General features: G+C 65.2%; 19 protein-coding genes. 7 read left to right on the forward strand and 12 right to left on the reverse strand.

Going from position 1 to position 21,560, the window contains the following annotated elements:
* The first annotated feature begins 75 nt into the window (after positions 1–75).
* From AC5RWO_RS00070 to AC5RWO_RS00080, 3 genes are all read left to right on the forward strand, one after another.
* Positions 76–1,041 carry a quinone oxidoreductase family protein gene (locus AC5RWO_RS00070; protein ID WP_498728520.1) on the forward strand — a complete coding sequence of 322 codons (966 nt, stop codon included), beginning with the start codon at positions 76–78 and terminating at the stop codon, positions 1,039–1,041.
* A 132-nt stretch (positions 1,042–1,173) separates the two neighbouring features.
* Complete coding sequence (locus AC5RWO_RS00075) at positions 1,174–4,989, forward strand: Pls/PosA family non-ribosomal peptide synthetase (RefSeq protein ID WP_498729295.1); 3,816 nt, start codon at positions 1,174–1,176, stop codon at positions 4,987–4,989.
* Positions 4,986–6,398 carry a M1 family metallopeptidase gene (locus tag AC5RWO_RS00080; RefSeq protein ID WP_498728521.1) on the forward strand — a complete coding sequence of 471 codons (1,413 nt, stop codon included), beginning with the start codon at positions 4,986–4,988 and terminating at the stop codon, positions 6,396–6,398. Before AC5RWO_RS00075 ends, AC5RWO_RS00080 begins: the two co-directional genes overlap by 4 nt.
* Here the strand turns inward: AC5RWO_RS00080 and AC5RWO_RS00085 are convergent.
* The 3 genes from AC5RWO_RS00085 to pheS form a co-directional block, all read right to left on the reverse strand.
* Positions 6,364–7,086 (reverse strand): 4'-phosphopantetheinyl transferase family protein, encoded by a 723-nt coding sequence (locus AC5RWO_RS00085; protein ID WP_498728522.1) that lies wholly within the window; start codon positions 7,084–7,086, stop codon positions 6,364–6,366. The genes AC5RWO_RS00080 and AC5RWO_RS00085 overlap by 35 nt on opposite strands.
* Positions 7,087–7,165: 79 nt before the next feature.
* Positions 7,166–9,709, reverse strand: coding sequence for a phenylalanine--tRNA ligase subunit beta (gene pheT / locus AC5RWO_RS00090; RefSeq protein ID WP_498728523.1), 2,544 nt, complete (start codon positions 9,707–9,709; stop codon positions 7,166–7,168).
* A 3-nt stretch (positions 9,710–9,712) separates the two neighbouring features.
* Positions 9,713–10,792: a phenylalanine--tRNA ligase subunit alpha gene (pheS, locus tag AC5RWO_RS00095; protein WP_074702669.1), complete on the reverse strand. Its 1,080-nt coding sequence runs from the start codon at positions 10,790–10,792 to the stop codon at positions 9,713–9,715.
* Positions 10,793–11,025: 233 nt separating this feature from the next.
* Between pheS and AC5RWO_RS00100 the strand changes: the two genes are divergently transcribed.
* A complete protein-coding gene (locus tag AC5RWO_RS00100; RefSeq protein WP_498728524.1) occupies positions 11,026–11,454 on the forward strand; it encodes a hypothetical protein in 429 nt (142 codons plus the stop codon).
* 54 nt (positions 11,455–11,508) lie between these two features.
* Positions 11,509–12,570, forward strand: coding sequence for an Rv2578c family radical SAM protein (locus tag AC5RWO_RS00105; protein ID WP_498728525.1), 1,062 nt, complete (start codon positions 11,509–11,511; stop codon positions 12,568–12,570).
* Positions 12,571–12,641: 71 nt separating this feature from the next.
* On the opposite strand, the gene AC5RWO_RS00110 is transcribed toward AC5RWO_RS00105, so the two are convergent.
* Together AC5RWO_RS00110 and AC5RWO_RS00115 are read right to left on the reverse strand one after the other, a co-directional pair.
* Positions 12,642–12,923, reverse strand: a complete 282-nt coding sequence (locus AC5RWO_RS00110) for a hypothetical protein (RefSeq protein WP_498728526.1) — start codon at positions 12,921–12,923, stop codon at positions 12,642–12,644.
* Between the two features lie 148 nt (positions 12,924–13,071).
* A complete protein-coding gene (locus tag AC5RWO_RS00115; RefSeq protein WP_498728527.1) occupies positions 13,072–13,518 on the reverse strand; it encodes a (deoxy)nucleoside triphosphate pyrophosphohydrolase in 447 nt (148 codons plus the stop codon).
* Between the two features lie 175 nt (positions 13,519–13,693).
* Here AC5RWO_RS00115 and AC5RWO_RS00120 point away from each other — a divergent pair, with 175 nt between their 5' ends.
* Positions 13,694–14,953, forward strand: a complete 1,260-nt coding sequence (locus tag AC5RWO_RS00120; protein ID WP_498728528.1) for an MFS transporter — start codon at positions 13,694–13,696, stop codon at positions 14,951–14,953.
* Here AC5RWO_RS00120 and AC5RWO_RS00125 read toward each other — a convergent pair.
* The 5 genes from AC5RWO_RS00125 to infC form a co-directional block, all read right to left on the reverse strand.
* Positions 14,887–15,837 (reverse strand): cation diffusion facilitator family transporter, encoded by a 951-nt coding sequence (locus AC5RWO_RS00125; RefSeq protein ID WP_498728529.1) that lies wholly within the window; start codon positions 15,835–15,837, stop codon positions 14,887–14,889. The genes AC5RWO_RS00120 and AC5RWO_RS00125 overlap by 67 nt on opposite strands.
* 2 nt (positions 15,838–15,839) lie before the next feature.
* Positions 15,840–16,805 (reverse strand): TrmH family RNA methyltransferase, encoded by a 966-nt coding sequence (locus tag AC5RWO_RS00130; protein ID WP_498728530.1) that lies wholly within the window; start codon positions 16,803–16,805, stop codon positions 15,840–15,842.
* A gap of 45 nt (positions 16,806–16,850) precedes the next feature.
* Positions 16,851–17,555, reverse strand: coding sequence for a 50S ribosomal protein L20, sunset domain variant (rplT, locus tag AC5RWO_RS00135; RefSeq protein ID WP_498728531.1), 705 nt, complete (start codon positions 17,553–17,555; stop codon positions 16,851–16,853).
* Positions 17,556–17,671: 116 nt separating this feature from the next.
* On the reverse strand, positions 17,672–17,866 hold the full coding sequence (gene rpmI / locus AC5RWO_RS00140; protein ID WP_074702678.1) for a 50S ribosomal protein L35: 195 nt from the start codon (positions 17,864–17,866) through the stop codon (positions 17,672–17,674).
* A gap of 139 nt (positions 17,867–18,005) precedes the next feature.
* Positions 18,006–19,055, reverse strand: a complete 1,050-nt coding sequence (gene infC / locus AC5RWO_RS00145) for a translation initiation factor IF-3 (protein ID WP_498728532.1) — start codon at positions 19,053–19,055, stop codon at positions 18,006–18,008.
* 363 nt (positions 19,056–19,418) lie between these two features.
* On the opposite strand from infC, the gene AC5RWO_RS00150 reads away from it, so the two are divergent.
* A complete protein-coding gene (locus AC5RWO_RS00150) occupies positions 19,419–19,850 on the forward strand; it encodes a DUF1844 domain-containing protein (protein WP_498728533.1) in 432 nt (143 codons plus the stop codon).
* 58 nt (positions 19,851–19,908) lie between these two features.
* On the opposite strand, the gene AC5RWO_RS00155 is transcribed toward AC5RWO_RS00150, so the two are convergent.
* Both AC5RWO_RS00155 and priA read right to left on the reverse strand, forming a co-directional pair.
* A complete protein-coding gene (locus tag AC5RWO_RS00155; protein ID WP_498728534.1) occupies positions 19,909–20,757 on the reverse strand; it encodes an SseB family protein in 849 nt (282 codons plus the stop codon).
* 5 nt (positions 20,758–20,762) lie between these two features.
* A complete protein-coding gene (gene priA, locus AC5RWO_RS00160; protein WP_498728535.1) occupies positions 20,763–21,506 on the reverse strand; it encodes a bifunctional 1-(5-phosphoribosyl)-5-((5-phosphoribosylamino)methylideneamino)imidazole-4-carboxamide isomerase/phosphoribosylanthranilate isomerase PriA in 744 nt (247 codons plus the stop codon).
* Positions 21,507–21,560: the final 54 nt, after the last annotated feature.

The raw sequence follows: 21,560 nt of genomic DNA on the forward strand, positions 1-21,560 counted from the left end.
TGCGGGTGCACGAAAACGCCAGTCTAGCTGCCGCCGCACGCGCGTGCGCGGTTGATTACAGGAGGACCACACGCCATGGCCCAAGCAATAGTTGCCGAAGCGCCCGGAGGACCCGAGGTTATGCAGCTGCAGGAGGTCCGGATTCCCACCCCGGGCCCGGGCCAGCTGCTGGTCAAGGTTGCGGCCGCGGGCGTGAACTTCATCGACACCTATCAGCGCAGCGGCGTGTACAAGGTCCGGTTCCCCTTCACCCCGGGCAGCGAGATCGCCGGAACCGTCGAAGCCTGCGGGGAGGGCATCACGGGTTTTGCCGCCGGCGACCGAGTGGCCACCTCCGAGGCAAGCGCCGGTTACGCACAATATGCACTCGTCGACGCGGACGGCGCCCTGCCTGTCCCGGACGGGGTCAGCGATGAGACGGCCGCGGCCATTCCGCTCCAGGGCATGACGGCACACTATCTGGTCAATTCGAGCTTCAAGGTCCAGTCCGGCCAGACCGTGCTGACGCACGCTGGTGCGGGCGGCATGGGCCTGGTCCTGACCCAGTTGCTCAAGGGCAAGGGTGCCCGGGTCATCACCACGGTCTCCAGCGATGAAAAGGAAAAGCTGGCACGGGAAGCAGGAGCGGACGAAGTGCTGCGCTACGACGGCTTCGCGGAGCAGGTGCGCGAGCTGACCGATGGCACCGGTGTGGACGTGGTGTACGACGGCGTGGGCAAGGATACGTTCGAAGGCTCGCTCGCCAGCCTGCGGACCCGCGGCACGTTGGTGCTCTTCGGGGGCGCGTCCGGGCAGGTTCCGCCGTTCGACCTGCAGCGGCTGAACGCTGCCGGCTCGCTGTTCGTGACCCGGCCCAAGCTGGCCGACCACCTGCTCACCGCGGAAGAACGCCGCTGGCGCTCGGAGGAGCTTTTCGCCGCGGTCCTGGACGGTTCGCTCAAGATCAGGGTGGGCGCGAGCTACCCGCTGGCCGAGGCGGGACAGGCGCACGCCGACCTCGAGTCCCGCCGCACCACGGGCAAGCTCCTGCTGATCCCGTAACCTTCGCCACTTTCGGTCCGGAACCGACCGGTAGGCCACCTCTTGTTCACCTTCATTGGCGATGCTGTTCAGGTGATTGTGCATGAACCCCAGCTGCCCGGTGCCGGCAGCACTCCCCCGCCCCGGACCCTGATGGACATCCTGACGGCGAGCGCGGAGGCCTATCCGGACGCTTCGGCACTGGACGATGGGCAGCAGACCCTGAGCTACGCCGAACTGCTGGAGGCCGTCCGCCGGCAAGCGAAGCTGCTGCATGAGGCCGGGCTCGGGGCGGGCGACAAGGTGGGCATCCGGATTCCATCCGGCACGCGCGAACTGTATGTCAGCATTCTCGCGACCCTCTACATCGGCGCGGCCTACGTTCCGGTAGACGCGGATGACCCCGATGAACGCGCCCGGCTGGTTTTCGGCGAGGCCAAAGTGGCCGGCATCCTGAAAGCCGACGGCGAAATCGTGACATCGCCGGAGCGGCCGGCACCGTTCCCGAATCCCCGGCCGGCCGAACTGACGGACGATGCCTGGGTGATCTTTACCTCCGGCTCCACGGGCACACCGAAGGGCGTGGCCGTCACCCACCGGTCCGCCGCCGCGTTTGTGGACGCCGAGGCCCGGATCTTCCTGCCGGCGGAGCCGCTGGGTCCTCAGGACCGGGTGCTGGCCGGGCTCTCGGTGGCCTTCGATGCCTCCTGCGAGGAAATGTGGCTCGCCTGGCGCCATGGCTCCTGCCTGGTGCCGGCGCCGCGTTCCCTGGTCCGCAGCGGCATGGATCTGGGTCCCTGGCTGCTCAGCCGCGGGATTACGGCGGTTTCCACGGTGCCGACGCTGGCCGCGCTGTGGCCAGCCGAGGCGCTGGAAAATGTCCGCCTGCTCATCTTCGGCGGCGAAGCCTGTCCGCCGGAGCTGGCCCGCCGGCTGGCTGTGGAGGACCGCGAAGTCTGGAACACCTATGGCCCCACGGAGGCAACCGTGGTGGCCTGCGCCGCGCCGCTGAGTGGAAACGCACCCGTGCGGATCGGCCTGCCGCTGCACGGCTGGGACCTGGCCGTGGTGGATTCCGACGGCGTTCCGGTCGCCGAGGGCGGCACGGGCGAACTGATCATCGGCGGCGTGGGCCTGGCCCGCTACCTCGATCCGGCCAAGGACGCGGAGAAGTACGCGCCGATGCCGTCCCTCGGGTGGGAGCGTGCCTACCGCAGCGGCGATCTGGTCACCTATGATCCGGCCGGCCTGCTCTTTGTCGGCCGGGCGGATGAGCAGGTCAAGCTCGGCGGCCGGCGGATTGAACTGGGCGAAGTGGACAGCGCCCTGCAGGCCCTGCCCGGCGTCTCCGGCGCCGCCGCCGCGGTGAAGACCACTGCTGCGGGCAACCAGATACTGGTCGGCTATCTGGCTGCGCCCGATGATTACGACGTCGACAGCGCCCGCGGGCTGTTGGCCGGCCAGTTGCCGGCTCCGTTGATCCCGCTGCTGGCTGTCGTCGACACCCTGCCCACCAAGACCAGCGGCAAGGTGGACCGCAACGCCCTGCCCTGGCCGCTGCCGCGCTCCGAGCCGGCCGACGGCGCAGGCGAGCTCCAGCTGGAGGCGGATGCCGCCTGGATCGCGGAGCAGTGGAACTCGGTGCTCGGCCTGCCGGTCGCCTCGCTGGATGCGGACTTCTTCACCAGCGGCGGGGGTTCGCTGGCTGCAGCCCAGCTCGTGTCGGCCCTGCGGGTCCGGTACCCAACCATTGCCGTGTCGGAGATCTACGCCCACCCCCGCATCGGAGCCCTCATCGAGGCCGCGCGCCAGTCGGTTCCGGACGGAGTGCAGGCCGAGCCGAAGGAACGGCAGGTCCGGCGCACCCAGCGCAAGAGCCAGATCTTCCAGACTTTGATGGGCATCCCGCTGATTGTCCTGGTCGGCATGCGCTGGCTGACGTACCTGATGATCCTCAACAACTCGCTGTCCCTCCTGGGCGTGCTGACCGCGGCGCCGACCTTGTCCTGGTGGTGGGTCATTGCCACCTGGGCGGTCTTCGTCAGCCCGCCGGGACGGATGGCCATTTGCGTGCTCGCCGCCCGGCTGCTGCTGCGGGGGCTCCGGCCCGGCACCTACCCGCGCTCGGGCCGGGTACATCTGCGGTTGTGGCTGGCCGAACAGATCGCGGACATGGCATCGGCCGTCTCCCTCGCCAGTGCCCCGTTCGTCCCGTACTACGCACGGGCCCTCGGCGCCGACGTCGGCCGGGACGTCGATCTGCACTCGGTACCGCCGGTGACCGGCCTGCTCACGCTGGGCCGCGGAGCGTCCGTTGAACCCGAGGTAGACCTCTCCGGCTGGTGGCTCGACGGCGACAGGGTCCATATCGGTGCCATCAGCGTGGGGGCCGGGGCCACCATCGGCGCGCGCAGTACGCTCATGCCCGGCACCAGCATCGGCGCCGGCGCCACGGTGGAGCCCGGCTCCGCTGTCACCGGCAAGGTCAAGGCCGGCCTGAATTTCTCCGGCTCGCCTGCCGAGCGCACCGGCAAGTCAAAGCACGCCTGGCCGGAACCGCCGGCAAAATCGAGCCCGTTGTGGAGCATTTTCTACCCGGTGGCTTCCTCGGCCCTGGCGCTGATCCCGTTTGCCGCAGCGGCGGCCGCGGTCGCCGTCGTGATTTTCCTGGTGCCCGGCAACACCAGCTTGTCGGCAGCTTTTGTACCGTTGCTTGCCGCCGTGCCGGCGGCGGCCTTGGTCTGGTTCCTGACCAACCTGGTGTTGGTCCTCGTCACGGTCCGCCTGCTGGGGCTCGGCGTGAAGGAGGGCTACCACCGGGTGCGCAGCCGGGTGGGCTGGCAGGTCTGGGCCACCGAACGCGTGCTGGACATGGCCCGCGACATCCTCTTCCCCATCTACGCGAGCCTGTTTACCCCCGTCTGGCTGCGCCTGCTGGGTGCCAAGGTCGGGCGCAACGTGGAGGCTTCCACCGTGCTGCTGGTACCCAAAATGACCACCATCGGCGAGGGCGCTTTCCTGGCGGACGACACGATGGTTGCCTCCTATGAACTTGGCGGCGGGTGGATGAAAATCGCCCCGGCCAAGATCGGCAAGCGTTCCTTCCTCGGCAACTCGGGCATGACAGCGGCCGGACGGCGTGTGCCGAAGAACTCGCTGGTTGCCGTCCTGTCCGCAACGCCGTCGAAAGCCAAGGCCGGGTCGTCCTGGCTGGGCAGCCCGCCGGTACGCCTGCGCCGTACTTCCATCGACGCGGATTCCAGCCGCACCTTCGCCCCGCCAGCGAGGCTGAAGCTTGCGCGCACACTCTGGGAACTGTGCCGTTTTGTTCCGGTGGCCGTCACCGTGGCGCTGGCCCTGGTGGTTCTCGCGGTCTTTGACTGGCTGGCCGGAACCTACGGCTACCTCGTGGCCGCCCTCGCCGGCGGCCTGGTCCTCATGCTGGCCGGAGCCGCCGCGGCCGGCTGCTCGGTACTCGCCAAGTGGCTCCTGGTCGGGCGGATCAAGCCCGGCGAGCATCCGCTGTGGAGCTCGTTCATCTGGCGGAACGAAGTGGTGGACACCTTTGTGGAACTGGTCAGCGCGCCCTGGTTCGGCCGCGCCGCTGCCGGCACCCCGGCACTGGTCTGGTGGCTGCGGGCGCTGGGCGCGAAGATCGGCCACGGTGTCTGGTGCGAGAGCTACTGGCTGCCCGAGGCGGACTTGGTAAGCCTCGGCGATGGCTCCACAGTCAACCGCGGCTGCGTGGTCCAGACCCACCTGTTCCATGACCGGATCATGAGCATTGATACGGTGGAACTCGCAGCCGGCGCCACGATGGGTCCGCACGGAGTCATCCTGCCGGCCGCTTCCCTTGCCGACGGCGCCACCGTTGGCCCGGCTTCCCTGGTGATGCGGGGAGAGACCGTGCCCGCGGCGAGCTACTGGATGGGCAATCCCGTACGACCTTGGACGTTTACCGCCTCATGACCTGCCTATCATCAAGCCCCGCCAACGGCTCAGCCGATGGTCCGGCTGCTGCATTGCCAGCAGCGGTGTCTACGCTGCTGCCGGACCCCTATGTACCCGGCCGCGGTACCGGCGACCTGCTCGTCATGCACTACGACCTGGACCTGGAGTGCAAGCTAGCGTCCAACCGGCTGGCCGGACGCGCCGTGCTCACCGGCCGCACGCTCAGGGCCACCAGTCGCCTGGAACTTGACCTGACCGGGCTGCAGGCCGGCCGTGTCCAGGTCAACGGGCAACGCCCCAGGAAAACGTCGCAGCGCAACGGCAAACTGGTTCTGTCGCTGAAGGAACCGCTGCCGGCAGACACCGGACTGGTGCTGGATATCCGATACGAAGGCACTCCCGCGCCGATCAACGGCGACTGGGGCGAAGTGGGGTGGGAGGAACTGACCGACGGCGTGTTGGTCGCCGGGCAGCCCGACGGCGCCTCGTCGTGGTTCCCCTGCAACGACCACCCCAGCCAGAAAGCCACCTTCCGCATCAGCACCACCACGGACGCCGGTTACCGTGCCGTGGCCAACGGCGAACTGGTAAGCCACCATAAAAAGGCCTCCCGGGAAACCTGGGTCTATGAGATGAACGAACCCATGGCAACCTACCTGGCCACGCTCCAGATAGGCCGCTACGTCCTGCAGGATCTTGTGCCTCCCGGGTCAGCCGGTCCGGAAGGCGATGCCGCCGTGGCCCAGCAGGTCGCAGCACCTGCGCCGCTGCTCACGGACGCCGTCGCGGCCCTGTCCCGGCAGGAAGACATGATGGCGGTCTTCGTCCGGTCTTTCGGCCCGTACCCCTTTGCGCGCTACACCGTGGTGGTGGCCGAGGACGAACTGGAAATCCCGCTGGAGGCCCAGTCGCTGTCCATCATCGGCCGCAACCATCTGGACAACGGGTGGGAGGCGCAGCGCTTGATCGCGCATGAGCTCTCGCACCAATGGTTCGGCAATTCGCTGACTGCTGCGAGCTGGAAAGATATATGGCTGCATGAAGGCTTCGCCTGCTATTCCGAGTGGATCTGGTCCGAGGCCTCCGGCTCCCTGCCTGCCGCCGGCCGCGCCAAAGCCGCCTGGCAAATGCTAGCCGCCCTGGAACAGGACATCACAGTGGGCGATCCCGGTCCGCAGCTGATGTTCGATGACCGGGTCTACAAGCGCGGTGCCCTGGCCCTGCACGCCTTGCGGACCGAACTCGGCGACGAGCCGTTTTTCCGCATTCTGCGCCGCTGGTGCGCCGACTACCGGCACAGCTCCGTCTCAACAAGCCAGTTCATCGGGCTTGCTGACGCGGAAGCAGGACGGCCGGACTTTTCCGCCGCCACACTCCTGGAGCCGTGGCTGTTCAGCGCGGGACTGCCAGTGTTTCCCGGAAAATAACACCCGGATCGGCCGAACCGCCGATGGCCAGGGCCGCGGTCAGCGTTGGCGGGACGGCTGTTCCATCGGCCATGGCCGGCGTGAGCTGAAGGTCCACGAGTTGCACACCCGGCCGTTCCCCGGCAGAACCGGGCCAGATGGTCAGCAGTGCGCTGCCTTCCGCATCCGCCACCCCTACCTCATCGGGGGCAAGGCGCAGGCCGTGGCCGGTGGATTTCAGCACGGCTTCTTTCCGTGTCCAGAGCTGCGCGCGGAGCCGCCGGCGGTCAACGGCCCGGGCCAGCAGGGCACGTTCGTCGAGGGTGAGCATCACGGCGTCGATGTTGTCGTCCTCGCCGAAGGCCGCCGATCCGGTGTCTTCCAGGTCCACGCCCAGGAGCACCGGCCGGAAGGACAGCGCGGCCAGCAGCCAGTCCCCGCTGCGGCTGTAGCTGACCCGGACGGGCGCCGGATTACCGTCCAGCAGCAGGTACGGCTGGCCATGGCTGCCATCGTTGCCGCGCAGGCAGTCGCGGCAGTCGAACGCCAACTGCACGCGTTCGGTCCCGACGTCGAGCTCATCCGCCGCCAGGCGCCGCACCGCGTCACGCGACAGGTTGCGGATGGCACCCCGGCGGAAGCCGCGGCTGGACATGCCGGAACCGGAATCGGCCAGGCGGACCAGCCGCAGGATGACCTCACCCCTCATACACTTACCTCCAAGACCGCCAACGACGGCGGGGCCTACCAAGGCGCGCCCCGCCGTCGTTGTTCAGTTCGCTTTTTGCTTAACGCTGGACGGCGCCGAACCGTTCGGCGGCCAGAGCCACCGCGGCGGCCCGGGCCTCCGAGGCTTCATCGGCCGTCAGCGTGCGGTCATCGGCGCGGAAGCGCAGCCCGAAGGCCAGGGACTTCTTGCCGTCTTCAATGCCTGTGCCGGCGTACACGTCGAAGAGCGCGATGTCCTCCAGCAGTTCGCCGGCGCCCTCGCGCAGGGTCTCCCGCACCGCCTCGGCGGCCGTATCCGCATCCACCACCAGCGCCACATCCTGCGTGGCCACCGGGTAGGTGGAAAGGTGCTTGGCGACAATGACGTCCGGGGCGGCCTCGAAGAGCACGTCCGCGTTCAGCTCCAGCGCGGCCGTGCGTTCCGGCAGGTCCTGCGCGGCGAGCAGCTTGGGGTGCAGTTCACCCGCGTAGCCCACGCTCTGGCCGTTGCGCAGCGAGATCCTCGCCGTACGGCCCGGGTGGAAGGCCTGGTGCGAACCTTGCTCCACCACCAGTTCCACGCCGAGCACGTCGCCCACCAGTCGCGCAGCATCCAGCGCGTCTGCCCAGTCCCAGGGGCGCGGGGTGTGGTTGGCGCCGGCGGGCGAATCGTGGCCCATGAAGACGGCCGCAAGGTGCAGCGGCTGCTCCGGAATCCCCGAGTACAGCCCGTCCAGCACGTCTTCCGACGGGCGTACGCCCAGCGGCGGGATCTCCGCCGAGCCGAGGCGGCCGTTGGGCAGGAAGACCAGCCCGGCCTCGTACAGGGCCAGGTCGCGGAAGCCGCGGGAGTGGTTCCGGCGCGCCGTTTCCAGCAGCCCCGGCAGCACGGAGGTCCGCAGGTAGCCATGCTCATCGCTGAGCGGGTTGGCCAGCTTGAGCGCGCTGCGTTCCTCGCCGTCCGCCGCGGCACCGAAGGTGTCATTGGCAGCCTTGGTGACAAACGGGTAGGAAAGCACCTCGGTCAAGCCCGCGTCCGCGAGCGCCTGCATGACGCGGCGGCGCTGCTGCTGTACGCGGGTCAGGCCGCGCCCGGGAGGCGCCACCGGCAGGGTCGCCGGGATCTGGTCGTAGCCGACCAGACGGGCGATCTCTTCAGCCAGGTCTTCCTTGATCTCCAGGTCCTGGCGCCAACTCGGCGCCGTCACCTTGTACCCGCCGTCGTACTTTTCAACGTCCGCGCCCAAGTCCGTGAGCGCCACGGTGATCTGCTCCTCGGTGAAGTCGATGCCGATCCGTTCGGCGGCAAAGCCCGCCGGCAAATCAATAACGACGGCGGCCGGTTCCTGCCCGGCGTCGGTCACCGTGGTGTCCGCGGTACCACCGGCCAGCTCGGTCAGCAGGTCCACGGCGCGCTGCGCGGCCTCATCGGCAACCTGCCAGTCCACGCCCCGCTCGAAGCGCTTGGACGCCTCGGAGGGGAGCTTGTGGCGGCGGCGGGAGCGGGAGATGCTGACCTCTTCGAAGTGGGCCGCTTCGATGAGCACGTTGACCGTGCTGTCCGATACCTCGGTGGCCGCTCCGCCCATCACGCCGGCGATGCCGATGGCGCCGGACGCGTCTGTGATCAGCAGGTCCTCGGGATCCAGCTTGCGCACCTTGTCGTCGAGCGTCCGCAGCGTCTCCCCCGCGTTGGCGCGGCGCACCACAATATCGCCCTGGAGCCGGTCCAGATCGTAGAAGTGCAGCGGCTGGCCCAGCTCGAGCATGACGTAGTTGGAAATGTCCACCACGAGCGAGATGGAACGGATGCCGGCCAGGCGCAGGCGCGAAGCCATCCAGGTCGGCGTCGGCCGGGTGGGGTCCACGCCGCGCACCGTGCGGGCGACAAACCTGTCGCAGCCGGGCTTGCCGTAAATGGGCGCCTGGTCTTCCAGCCGCACCGGGTAGCCGGGGCCGCTGGAAGGATCGACGACGACGGCGGCGGCCGGGTCCTTGAACTCGGTACCCGTAGCATGGGCGAATTCGCGGGCCACACCACGGATGGAGAAGCAGTAGCTGCGGTCCGGGGTCACGTTGATCTCGGCGGCCTCGTCGTAGAGGCTGAGCACCTCGAGGGCGTCCGCCCCGATTTCGGGATCCAGGCCCAGGGTGCCGAGCACCAGGATGCCGTCATGGTCATCGCCGATGCCGAGCTCGCGCACGGACGCGATCATGCCGGCGGAAACGTGGCCGTAGGTCTTGCGCGGGGTGATCCTGAAGTCACCGGGCAGCACGGCGCCGGGCAGGGTGACGACAACCTTGTCCCCCGGCTCGAAGTTGTGCGCGCCGCAGACAACGCCCTGCACGCCGGACGGGTCAATGCCGTCTCCGGTCAGGGTCTGCTCCTGGCCCTCCGGCACCACGCGGACCTGGCACCAGTTGATGGTCTTGCCATTGGACTGCGGTTCCTTTTCGGCCGAGAGCACCTGCCCGACGACCACCGGGCCCTTCAGTTCGTCGAGCGGACGGTGGACGTCCTCCTCTTCGAGACCGACCTTGACCAGCTCGGCCATGACATCTTCAGCGGTTGCTTCCGCCGGTACCTGGGCATACTCGCGCAACCAGGAAAGTGGGATACGCATTACTTAGATCTCCATCCCGAAGTGTTCGCTGAACCGTACATCGCCTTCAATCATGTCGTGCATGTCGCCCACCTCGTTGCGGAACATCAGCGTGCGTTCGATGCCCATACCGAAGGCGAAGCCCGAATAGACCTCCGGATCGATTCCGGCGGCGCGCAGCACGTTGGGGTGCACCATGCCGCAGCCGCCCCACTCGATCCACTGCGGGCCGCCCTTGGCACCCGGATGCCAGATGTCCAGCTCCGCGGAAGGCTCGGTGAAGGGGAAGAAGTTCGGGCGCAGCCGGATGCTGGCGTCGGCGCCGAACATCTGCCGGGCGAAATGCTCCAGCGTCCCGCGCAGGTCAGCCATGCTCAGGCCCTTGTCGATGGCCAGGCCTTCGAACTGGTGGAACACGGGTGTATGGGTGGCGTCCAGTTCGTCGGTCCGGAACACCTTGCCCGGGCACAGCACGTAAATCGGCACCTCGCGCTCCAACATGGAGCGGACCTGGACCGGAGAGGTATGCGTGCGCATCAGCAGGTGGGCTTCCGGCGGCTCCACGAAGAAGGTGTCCTGCATTTCCCGTGCGGGGTGGTCCGGCTTGAAGTTCAGCGCGTCGAAATTGAACCACTCGGACTCCACCTCGGGACCTTCGGCGATTTCCCAGCCCATCCCGACGAAGATGTCGCTCACGCGTTCCTGCAGGATGGACAACGGGTGCCTGGCACCAGCACGACGACGGCGCGGGGCGGCCGTAACGTCCACGGCCTCATCCACGAGGATCTGTGCATCCCGCTCCGCTTCGAGCTCCTCGGTGCGGGTAGCCAGCGCCTTGTTCAGCCGTCCTCGCGCCGGGCCCACAAGCTTGCCGGCCGCAGCCTTCTCTTCCTTGGCGAGCTTGCCGATCTCGCGGTTGGCCAGGCTCAGCGGCGACTTCTCACCGGTGTGGGCGATGCGGGCAGCCTTCAACTCTTCAAGGTTGGCGGCAGCGGCAATCGCGGCCAGCGCCTGCTCGACGGCGGCGCCAATGGCAGCCTCGTCCAGCGGATGCGGCACAGCGGCGGCCTGCGGGGTCTCAGTCCCCAATGTGGTTTCAGACATGTATGTTCTTACCTATTGATTCTGTATGCAGGTGTGTCTTCGGCTCATGAACAGGTGCCTCGAATACGCTATTGCAGCGCTTCAGGTGCCCGGCACTTCGGTCATGTCTCAGCACAAACAGTCTAGTGGACAGTGCCCACACCTCCGACATCGAGGGAGCGCATGCCAGTTGCCAGCTATGAGCAGACGCGCCCTTCGGGAGGCGCTGCACGTGCAGAACCTATGATGTTGACATGACCCCCGGTGAGCGCCTGCGCCGCTACCTGAACCTGATCAACCTCTCCACCCTGGTGGGGCTCGCCGTCGCCAAGGCCGCGGATTGTTCCCTTCAGCATGGCCCCCGCGGCCTGCTTGTTGCGCAGGGTTACACCTGGCCGGCGCCGAAAGCAGCGGCCTTCACGCTGGGAAACGTAGTGCTGCTCCGCCCGACGGCCGCGCATCTGGCGGCCAATCCGGTCCTGATAGGCCACGAGGCACGCCACAGCACCCAGTACGCGTGCTGCCTGGGACTGCCCTTCCTGCCGCTGTACGGCGCGGCCGCGCTCTGGTCGCTGCTGCGGACTGGCGATCCGGCCTCGCGCAATATCTTCGAACGGTGGGCAGGCCTGCGTGAAGGCGGTTATTCCGAGCGGCCACTACGGCGCCGACGCACGAGGGACTAGGACGGATCCGGGCAGCCCTTGCAGAAAACCTCGAACGTGTGTTCGAATTGCTTTATGCGTTGGGACGGGCAAGCTTTGGATTCTGTTGATGATTTGGCATTGCCGGGCCTTGCCAAGATGGCAGGCCTGGTGCGCTCCACGCAAACCCCCGAGTTCAGCGGGGTCACTTTCCACGAAATTGTCTGCAAGTCCGCACTCAGCAAAGTTCCCGCGCAGTCGGCCATGCCGTTCGAATGGACCATCAATCCCACCCGCGGCTGCCTGCACCAATGCACCTACTGCTTTGCGCGCAAGACCCATGAGTACTTGGATCTGGATGCCGGGCGGGACTTTGACACCCAGATCATCGTCAAGACAAACATCGTGGAAGTGCTTCGCCGCGAGCTGGCCCGGCCATCGTGGAAACGGCAACCAGTTGCGCTGGGAACAAACTCGGATCCCTACATGCGTGCCGAGGGCCGCTACAAACTCATGCCCGGCATTATCGAAGCCCTTGCCGAGTCCGGAACGCCGTTCTCCGTCCTCACCAAGGGGCCCTTGCTCAAGCGGGACCTGCCGCTCCTGGCCAAGGCCGCCGAAAGCGTGGACATCGGAATCGGCGTGTCTCTTGCTTTTGCGGATACACGGCTTCAGCAGCAGGTCGAGCCAGGGACACCCACGCCCAAGGCCCGGCTGGACCTCATCAAGGCTGTTGCGGACGCAGGCTTTAATTGCAATGTCATGGCCATGCCAATCCTGCCGTGGCTAACCGACGGGGACGAGCATCTGGACCGCTTGTTCTCCCAGCTGGCTGCCGCTGGAGCGTCGGGCGTCACAGCGGGCGCCCTGCACCTGCGCCCAGGTGCGCGAGAGTGGTACCTGCAGTGGCTGGGTAGGGAATACCCGCAGCTTGTAGGCAGGTACCACGGACTTTACAACGGCGGCACCTACGCGTCCAAGGACTACCGCCAGTGGCTGGCAGGACGGGTGGCAAAGCTCAAAACCCGCTACGCACTATCCGGCGGCGCCGCCCATCTGCGCGTCCGCACGGCCGCCCCGGCAGCCGAGGAGCAGGCTCCGGCCGCTGGAGCGACAACGCCGGAGGCGTCGCCTGCCCTGCAGCCCACGCTTTTCTGACCGTCGGGCACCCTGCCGGCAAGTCGTCGAGGCAAATTTGTGGTGGCTCAGTCAGCGGCCGTCTCCATCCTCTAGCGGGCCGGGAGCCTGTAACCCCACTGGGTGTCCGGTACGGCCTTGCGTATGCGAGCTTCGCCTTCGGCCCGCTTCTGCCCTCTCAACCATGTCGGCAGCACGGCGGCGGGCAGCCAGAACCATACTGTGATCCCTGCCACCAGCAGGGCGGCGAGCAGCAGTCCGTAAACGACCGTCAGCACTGCGGCGTCGATCTCGAGTACGGTCCGGTAAGCGGTCAGGAGCATGAGGAAGATTCCGACGAAGAAGCCTGCGAACGTCGGATAGCTGGTTGTCATGTGGATCCGCGTCCACCAATTGCGCCAGACTCCGGAATGTGCCAGCAGCCCGAGGAGAACTACCAGCAGCCGAACAGGAAAATGCCTACCCAGACACTGGCCCCCATGTTCCTCCGGCTCCTCCGTTCAGTTCACCGTACCCATTCGTTCAGGATCGAGCGATGTCCGCCTGATCAACCGACTCCAGGACAGCCATGATGATCGGAAGATCGGCTGGAATCCAAGGCAGGGCATTGAGTTCCGCGTGCCGCAAGGGCACCCACCGCAGCTCGTCATGGTCCTCAAGCGGGCGAGGTTCGCCGTCGAGAATTCGCGCGTTCCAGACCCGCATCGCGGCAGCATCGTTGAGCTGCCAGCCCTGTTCCAGCGGACCTAGGACCTCCGTACCGAGCTCGACGTCGACACCTAACTCTTCGCGGATTTCACGCAGTAGTGCATCTTCGCAGCTCTCTCCCGGCTCCACCTTGCCTCCCGGAAATTCCCACAGGCCGGCCAAGGATTCCGGTGCCGTTCTCCGGGCGACCAGGAGCTCGGAAGGCTTCGAAAGAGAGTCCAGAATCGCGGCTCCGACGATCTGTTTTAGAGGCTGTTCCACGGAACCGAGTCTACCGACTGTACGACGACTCCCCGGAGACGGCCAAGCCGCCTCGGTTAGAGTGGAAATGGACAACGACGTCGGCGCGTTGCGTTCCCACCATCTGCCGGCAGAAGCCTTGCGCCTATACCTCCGCCTGCTGGCTGCCTGACTTCGACCGAGAGCTTCTGCATTCATGACTTCCAAATCCGTCCGACCCGTCAGACAACCCGGTGACAGCACCCATGTTGTCTGGGCGATCATTGCCCTGGCCGCGGGCGGATTTGGTATTGGAACAACGGAATTCGCCATCATGGGTCTGCTGCAGGACGTGGCTGAAGGTCTGCAAATCAGCATTCCCCAGAGCGGCCAGCTGATCTCGGCCTACGCCCTGGGCGTGGTCGTGGGCGCGCCCATCCTGGCCGCACTCGGTGCCAGAGTTCCGCACAAATACATGGTTCTGGGACTCATGGGGTTGTTCACCATCGGCAACCTCTCGTCGGTGGTGGCGGCGGATTACACAACCATGCTCCTGACCCGCTTCCTTTCCGGTCTCCCCCACGGCGCCTACTTCGGCGTCGCTGCCGTCATCGCGGCCTCCCTTGTTGCCCCGGCCAAGCGCGCCCAGGCCGTGGCCGCCGTCATGCTGGGGCTTTCTGTGGCTAACGTGGTCGGAGTTCCGCTGGTCACTTGGCTTGGCCAGCAATACGGCTGGCGGCTCATGTTCGTGGCCGTGGGCATCATGGGCGTCATTACCTTGGTCCTCCTCCAGCGATTCGTCCCATTCACTCCTACTCATGCCGAAGCGAGCATCCGCAAGGAGCTCAGCGCACTCAAACGCATCCAGGTCTGGCTGGCTTTGCTCATCGGCATCGTCGGCTTCGGCGGTTTTTTCGCGGTGTATTCGTATATCAGCCCAACCATGACGGAGGTCACGGGCGTACCCGAATCGGCGCTGCCGCTGATCGTGGGACTGTACGGCCTCGGCATGGTCGCCGGAAACCTTATCGGCGGCCGGCTTGCCGACCGCTCGGTTATGGGCAGCATCTACATAGTCATGACGGCGATCATTATCGTGCTGGTGCTGTTCTGGGCCGCTGCCGGCATCCCCTGGCTGGCGATCCCGCTCGTCTTCCTGCTTGGCGCCGCAGGCTCCAGTCTGATCCCGGGGCTGCAGACCCGCCTGATGGATGCTTCACCTGATGCACAGACACTGGCTGCCTCACTGAACCATTCGGCCCTCAACATGGCGAACGCACTGGGTGCCTTCCTCGGCGGGGCCGTCATCGCCGCCGGCTGGGGATTCAAAGCACCGGCCCTCGTCGGCGCCGGGTTGGCGTTTCTCGGACTGGCGGTTGCCGCTATTTCCGGCCTCCTTGATCGCCGGGGTCAGGCCCCTGTTGCTTCCGAAGCCGCTGATGCTCTCTCCGCCCGGAAGATATCCGGCTCCAAGTAGATCACGCGGGCAATCGGCACAGCCTCACGGATCCGCTGCTCCGCGGCATCGATCTGTTCGGCGATCTCGCGGCCTGATTCGCTGTGTGCGATAGTGACCTTCGCAGCCACCAGCAACTCCTCGGGGCCCAAGTGCATCGTCTTCAGGTGAATGATTCTGGTCTCGTTGTCGGCGCCGATTGCCTCTTCAATCAGCCTGATGTGTTCCTTGGTCGCAGACTCCCCTAGAAGCAGCGACTTTGTTTCGATCGCCAGGACGACAGCGATTACCACTAGGAGCAGGCCGATCATTGCCGTGCCAACAGCGTCCCAGACCCCGTCGCCGGTCAGCAGAGTCAGACTGACGCCAAAGAGTGCGAAGACCAGCCCCAGCAATGCCCCTATGTCCTCGAGCAGGATGACCGGAAGCTCCGGCGACTTGGCGTTGCGGACGAACTGGACCCAACTCTTCTTTCCACGGACGTGGTTCGACTCGACGATGGCGGTGCGGAGGGAAAACGATTCCGCGATGATCGCACCGATCAGGACAGCGAGCGGAACCCACCACCAGACGCCTTCAATAGGATGCGGGTCCTGCCACTTGTGGTATGCCTCGTACAGCGCAAAGAGCCCTCCGACGCTGAAGAGTACGATCGAGACAATGAAAGCGTAAATGTAACGGTCCCGGCCGTATCCGAACGGATGCTGCGGGCTGGCCTGCCGGGCGGCACGTTTACCGCCGACGAGGAGCAGTACCTGGTTCCCCGAGTCGGCCACGGAGTGTATCGCCTCTGCCAGCATCGAGGATGAAGCGGTGAGGACATAGGCCACGAATTTCAGAACCGCGATGGTCAGGTTCGCCGTCAAAGCCGCAATAATCGCCTTGGTACCTCCGCCGGCTGCCATGGCTACTCCGTTTCTAGACGCTGGGTTTCTAGATTCTCAGTTTCCTCAAAGCTATACCGATCCCGCTGCGCCCGGGCCGAGGCATACAAACAAACTGTCGCTGCGGTTCCAACATTGAGACTTTCGGCTTCCCCGTAAATCGGTACGGCGACACGCCATTGCGCCGCATCCAGTTCAGCGGTCGATAGCCCCTTTGCCTCATTGCCAAAGAACCATGCGGTCGCTTCCTCGAGGCGCGGCATCTTCAATTCTGCACCCACGACGTCGACATCACCTCCGCCCTTGAGCCGGCGCCCGGCGCTTTGGTCCTGCAGCCGATCGAGATCTACGTTTCCGTACCCATCGGCAGCCAGCAGAGCAAGGCCGTGCTTGCGGAGCTCATCGGTGAGCGGGATGAAATCCTGACCCGTGACGATGGGCAGGTGGAAGAGCGATCCGGCGGTCGAGCGGACAGCTTTCGGATTGTAGATGTCAACGCTTCCCTCAGTGAGGATCACCGCATCGGCCCCGGCGGAATCGGCCGCGCGGAGAACCGTCCCTGCGTTGCCAGGATCCTGGACACGGCACATGACTGCCAGCAGCTTCGGGCCTGCCGCCAATACGTCCCTCAGGGGCCGGTCCAGGAAATTGCAGACGGCGACGATGCCCTGCGGGCTGACTGTATCTGCCATGGCAGATACAACTTCCTCGGTGGCGTACCTCAGAGGGACCCCGGCTGCGAGATCGGCCAATTCGGGCAACCGTTCGAGACACGGTTCGGTCGCGAATACTTCAACTACGACGCCCCTTCCACCGGGGACGGCAGCGGCACGGTGCGCAGCCAATGCTTCGCGGACTGCCTGCGGACCTTCGGCCAGGAACTGCCTGCGCTTTAAACGCACTGAGCGCCCGGCAAGCTTGGCTACGTCTTTGACCCGATCTGCTCGGGGGTTCGACATAACGGCTTGCGGGCGCCCAGTAGTGCTCATAAAGCGACTATAGCGTCACCGCAGATGCTGCTTGAAACGGCAGTCTTACTCGGCGATCTTCTGGCGTGCCTCGCCACCTGCAGGCTCGTAGCCGGCAGCCTTGGCGGACGCAACAGAGTCAAACCAGTACTGCGCAGCAGTCTGCTCGTACCAGGTGGAGCCCGGAACGTGGTACTTGTTGGACTCAGCGTTGCCCTTGATGGTGAATCCCTCGGGGGCGGGCTGACCGTCAACCACAAGAACAGCACCGGCGGGAGCTTCGGTGTTCTCAGCGGCAGCAGCTTCGCTCTTTTCGGCCTTTGCAGGGGCCGTCTCGGCCTTCTTCGCAGCCTTGGCAGCTTCGGCCTTCTTCACGGCCGGCTTTGCCTCAGCAACTGCAGGAGCGGAGGTGTCAGCGGGGAGGGAATTCTTGGCGATCTGAACCAGGGCAGCGAATGCGTTGGCATCCGAAACAGCCAGCTCGGCAAGCATGCGACGGTCAACCTGGACCTCGGCGGCCTTCAGGCCCTGGATAAGGCGGTTGTAGGTCAGGCCGTTGGCGCGGGAGGCAGCGTTGATGCGCTGGATCCAGAGACGGCGGAAGTCACCCTTGCGCTTGCGACGGTCGCCATAGCTGTACACGAACGAGTGCAGCAGCTGTTCCTTGGCCTTGCGGTAGAGACGGGACCGCTGTCCGCGGTATCCCTTTGCGCGTTCCAGGATTACCCGGCGCTTCTTATGGGCATTAACCGCCCGCTTCACACGTGCCACGTGCGTACTCCTTAAGTGTTGATACCCAGAAGCCGGAGTTGTTGTTCCTCAGGCTTGGGAGCTAGTTGAAAAGATGTGGCGGACCGGATGATCCCACCGTGAATCAGAAGGAAGAGCTAGATGCCCAGCATCTTCTTGATGTTCTTCACATCAGCCGGAGCCACGATCTTGTCGCTGGCCAAACGGCGCGTGAGAGTGGAAGCCTTGTGCTCCAGGTAGTGACGGCGGTTAGCCTGCTGCCGCTTGAGCTTGCCCGTACCGGTGAGCTTGAAGCGCTTCTTGGCGCCACTGTGGGTCTTCTGCTTCGGCATAGCTGCCGTTCTCCTTACGTCTTCCTCCGGCCATACGGCCATCGGTTCATGCGGTACCCGATTCGGGTACCGGCGGTGTACATGTCTGCCGGACACCGGATGCAAGCTGCAACCGGTACCAGATGAAACCCGGCGTGGTTCAGCTCTTGGAGCTGCTCCGGCCGGAAGGCTTGGGTGCTGCAGGTTTGGCAGGCGCCTTGGCCGCGGCAGGTTTCGGCTTGGCCATGGGCTTTGGCATCGGAGCCGGAGCCTTAGCTGCGGGCTTCGGTGCCGGAGCTTCCGGCTGAGCCGGCGCAACCTTCGCTGCCGGAGCTTCCGCCTCGGCCGGCGGAACCTTCGCTGCCGGAGCTTCCGCCTCGGCCGGCGGAACCTTCGCTGCCGGAGCTTCCGCCTGAGCCGGCGCAGCCTTCGCTGCCGGAGCTTCAGTCTTAGGCGCCGGAGTCTCAGCCTTAGCCGGGGCAGCCTTCGGTTCCGGAGCCTCGACCTCGAGAGCCTGCGCCTCTTCCTTGGGCGCCTCCTGCACGGGTGCAGCTTCTGCCGTCGCCTCAGAAGGAGTCGGCTCTGCGGCGGCCTTGGTCAGCTCTTCGGGCAACAGATCGCCCAAGCTCTGGGTCATCGGAGCCTGATCCGAGGAAACGTCTACGCGCTCCTTCTTGGCTTCGTTGGCTGCCTTTGCTTCGGCTTTCTGGGCTGCCCGACGCGCTTCTGCCTTGGCCTCAGCCTTGTTCTTAAGCGGGCCGATAACCATCACCATGTTGCGGCCGTCAATGCGAGGGCTGGATTCGACCACGCCGACCTCGGCGACATCATCAGCGAACTTCTGGAGCAGGCGAATGCCCATCTCCGGGCGCTGCTGCTCACGGCCACGGAACTGGATCATGGCCTTGACCTTGTCCCCGGCACCGAGGAAACGCATAGCGTGACCACGCTTGGTTTCGTAGTCGTGCTTGTCAATCTTCAGTCGGAAACGGATCTCCTTGAGTACCGTATTCGTCTGGTTCTTGCGCGCTTCACGGGCCTTGACTGCAGCTTCGTACTTATACTTGCCAAAATCCATGAGCTTGCACACCGGAGGCTTGGCCTGCGGTGCGACCTCAACAAGATCCAGATCCGACTCGGAGGCCAGCCGCAGGGCGTCCTCAATACGGACAATACCGACTTGTTCTCCAGCCGGTCCTACCAACCGCACCTCAGGGACGCGGATCCGATCATTGATTCGTGGCTCGCTAATGTGTTGCTCCTGTTGTTCTGGTAACGAGTACCGCCTGCAATAAAAGAAGGCCTCCCATTGCACGCGCAATCGAAGGCCTCGAACGTCGGCTGGGAAACGACACCGTACGACGGGCGCTTCCTGTTCATCCTCGCTGTCCGACAAGACTGCGACAATCAACATGCCGACCAGGAACCCGGCAGCTCTGGAATATCCATGCCAACAGGTGGGAGAGGTCTCCGCTTGCATATTGATTCGGGCTGCTTCCGCCGGCCTGTAATGCCGTGTGCTTTTGGGCACGAAAATAACTTGAATCAATCGGTCTGTGACAAGCTTACCAGTATGAGCACGCCAGATAACAATCCTGCCCCAGAAACAGACCACCGCCACAGTTTCGAATCCGCCGCGGGTTCCGAGCCCGGAGCCAGCACTCAGGAGCAGGAAGTCCTGACCCAGATGCGCGACATCGCCGAAGTTCCGGCGGTAGAGGTCATCACCACCGCCGCTGTCCATCTTATGAGCGCCGCGGCCGTCAAATGCGGCTTGGCCGCCGGCGACGATGCCGAAGAGCTCAAAGATCTGGACGAGGCGCGGAAACTGATTACGGCCTTGGCAGGCTTCGTGACCGCTGCCGCACCGGAAATTGGCAGTCAGCATGCCGGTCCGTTGCGGGATGGACTGCGTTCCCTTCAGCTGGCATTCCGGGAAGCATCGACGATTCAGGACGAACCAGGCAAGGGCCCGGGCGAAAAGTACACCGGTCCGGTCAGCTAAGTCTGTCTCGTCTATATCAAGTTCGACGCCGGAGTCTCGCTCCGGCGTCAAACTTTTATTATCGGGTGAAGCTGATCTCCAGGGAGTCCACCCGCTCCATAAAGTCCGGGTCGCCCCCCAGCCTCCGCTGCAAACGTGCCGCCAAGGCCTGCAGTTCCGCCCGCCCAAGGCCCTCACGAACCTTGAGCACGAGCCGCAACTCAGGACCGACTCCGCCACCGGCAATAATCTTGCCGGTGGCGGTTTTTGCCCCGATTCCTCCACCGGGCGCCAGACCGACACTGCTGATATCGGACTCCACCGCGACTGCCTGCGAAACGATCCCCGTCAACCATTCGTCTTCGTAGGACGGCACCCATTCCTGCTGTTTGGCCAGCGCCCACATGGCCGGCCGACGAACGACGAAAGTAAGTTCAGCACCAGGATCAACAACAAGCAGTTCCGCCTTCTCGGCGACCGCGGAAAGTGCGGCACGTGCGGCGTAGACAGCCACAGGCCGCGCCTCCGAATGCCAGGCTTCCAGGGCGGCGATGGAGGTAAACACGGGTAGCGCGCGTCGACCATCCGGAGCCTGCACCGTCACGAGCGCCATGTCCGCCTGTTTATCCGCAGACAGTCCGTGGACACCGGCTTCTTCCTCTGCCAACTGCGCGACAATCGGTACAAAGACACGCGCCGTCGCCAGAGCGCGGACAATATCCGCTTCGCCACCGCTGCCGTCGATGAGCGCGGACAATGCTTCAGTGTAAGCAGCGTCGGCAGTGCCGTCGTCCTGGCCGAAATTATGCAGCGGATTGCCCTGGCCGCTCAGGTCCCGTCCTTCCCAGGACCGTCCAGCGGAGTCGGTGCTTCCGCCGGCGCCTGCCAGCGCCGCCGCTATGTGTCCGGGAAGCTCTCGCTTTTCCACTTCGGTCAGCGACGGCCGGCGGTATCCAGAGCCTGCGGCAAGGTAAAGGCACCAGCGTAGAGTGCTTTACCCACAATCGCGCCTTCAACACCGTGCGGCACTAGAGCACGCAGGGCGACAAGATCATCGAGACTTGAAATTCCGCCGGAGGCAACGACCGGCTTTTCCGTTCGCGCGGCTACTTCCTGCAGCAGTTCGATGTTCGGGCCCTTGAGGGTACCGTCTTTGGTCACGTCGGTAACAACATAGCGTGCGCAGCCGGCATCCTCCAGACGAGCCAGCACCTCCCACAGATCGCCGCCCTCCTTGGTCCACCCGCGCGCTGCCAACGTCGTGCCGCGTACATCAAGCCCGACGGCGATGGCGTCGCCGAATCGGTCGATCGCCCGGGCGGTCCATTCAGGATTCTCCAGCGCAGCTGTGCCGAGATTCACGCGAGCTGCGCCGAGTTCCAGCGCTCGCTCCAAGGAGGCGTCATCCCGGATGCCTCCCGAAAGCTCAACCTTGATGGACAGTTCCTTGACGACGCGCTGGAGTAATTCGGAGTTCGAACCGCGGCCGAAAGCGGCGTCCAGATCTACCAGGTGGACCCACTCAGCGCCGTCGTTCTGCCAAGCCATCGCAGCGTCCAATGGATCGCCGTAGCTGGTTTCGCTGCCGGCCTCGCCCTGAACGAGGCGGACGGCCTGGCCATCGGCAACGTCCACTGCGGGTAACAGTTCCAGAATCGGGGCGTTGTCTGTAGTCATTCGGTATATCTGCTTTCTGGGTTAGTTGGACAGTTCTACTCGGACGGGCCGAGT

The organism is Arthrobacter sp. B055-34, assembly GCF_059090425.1.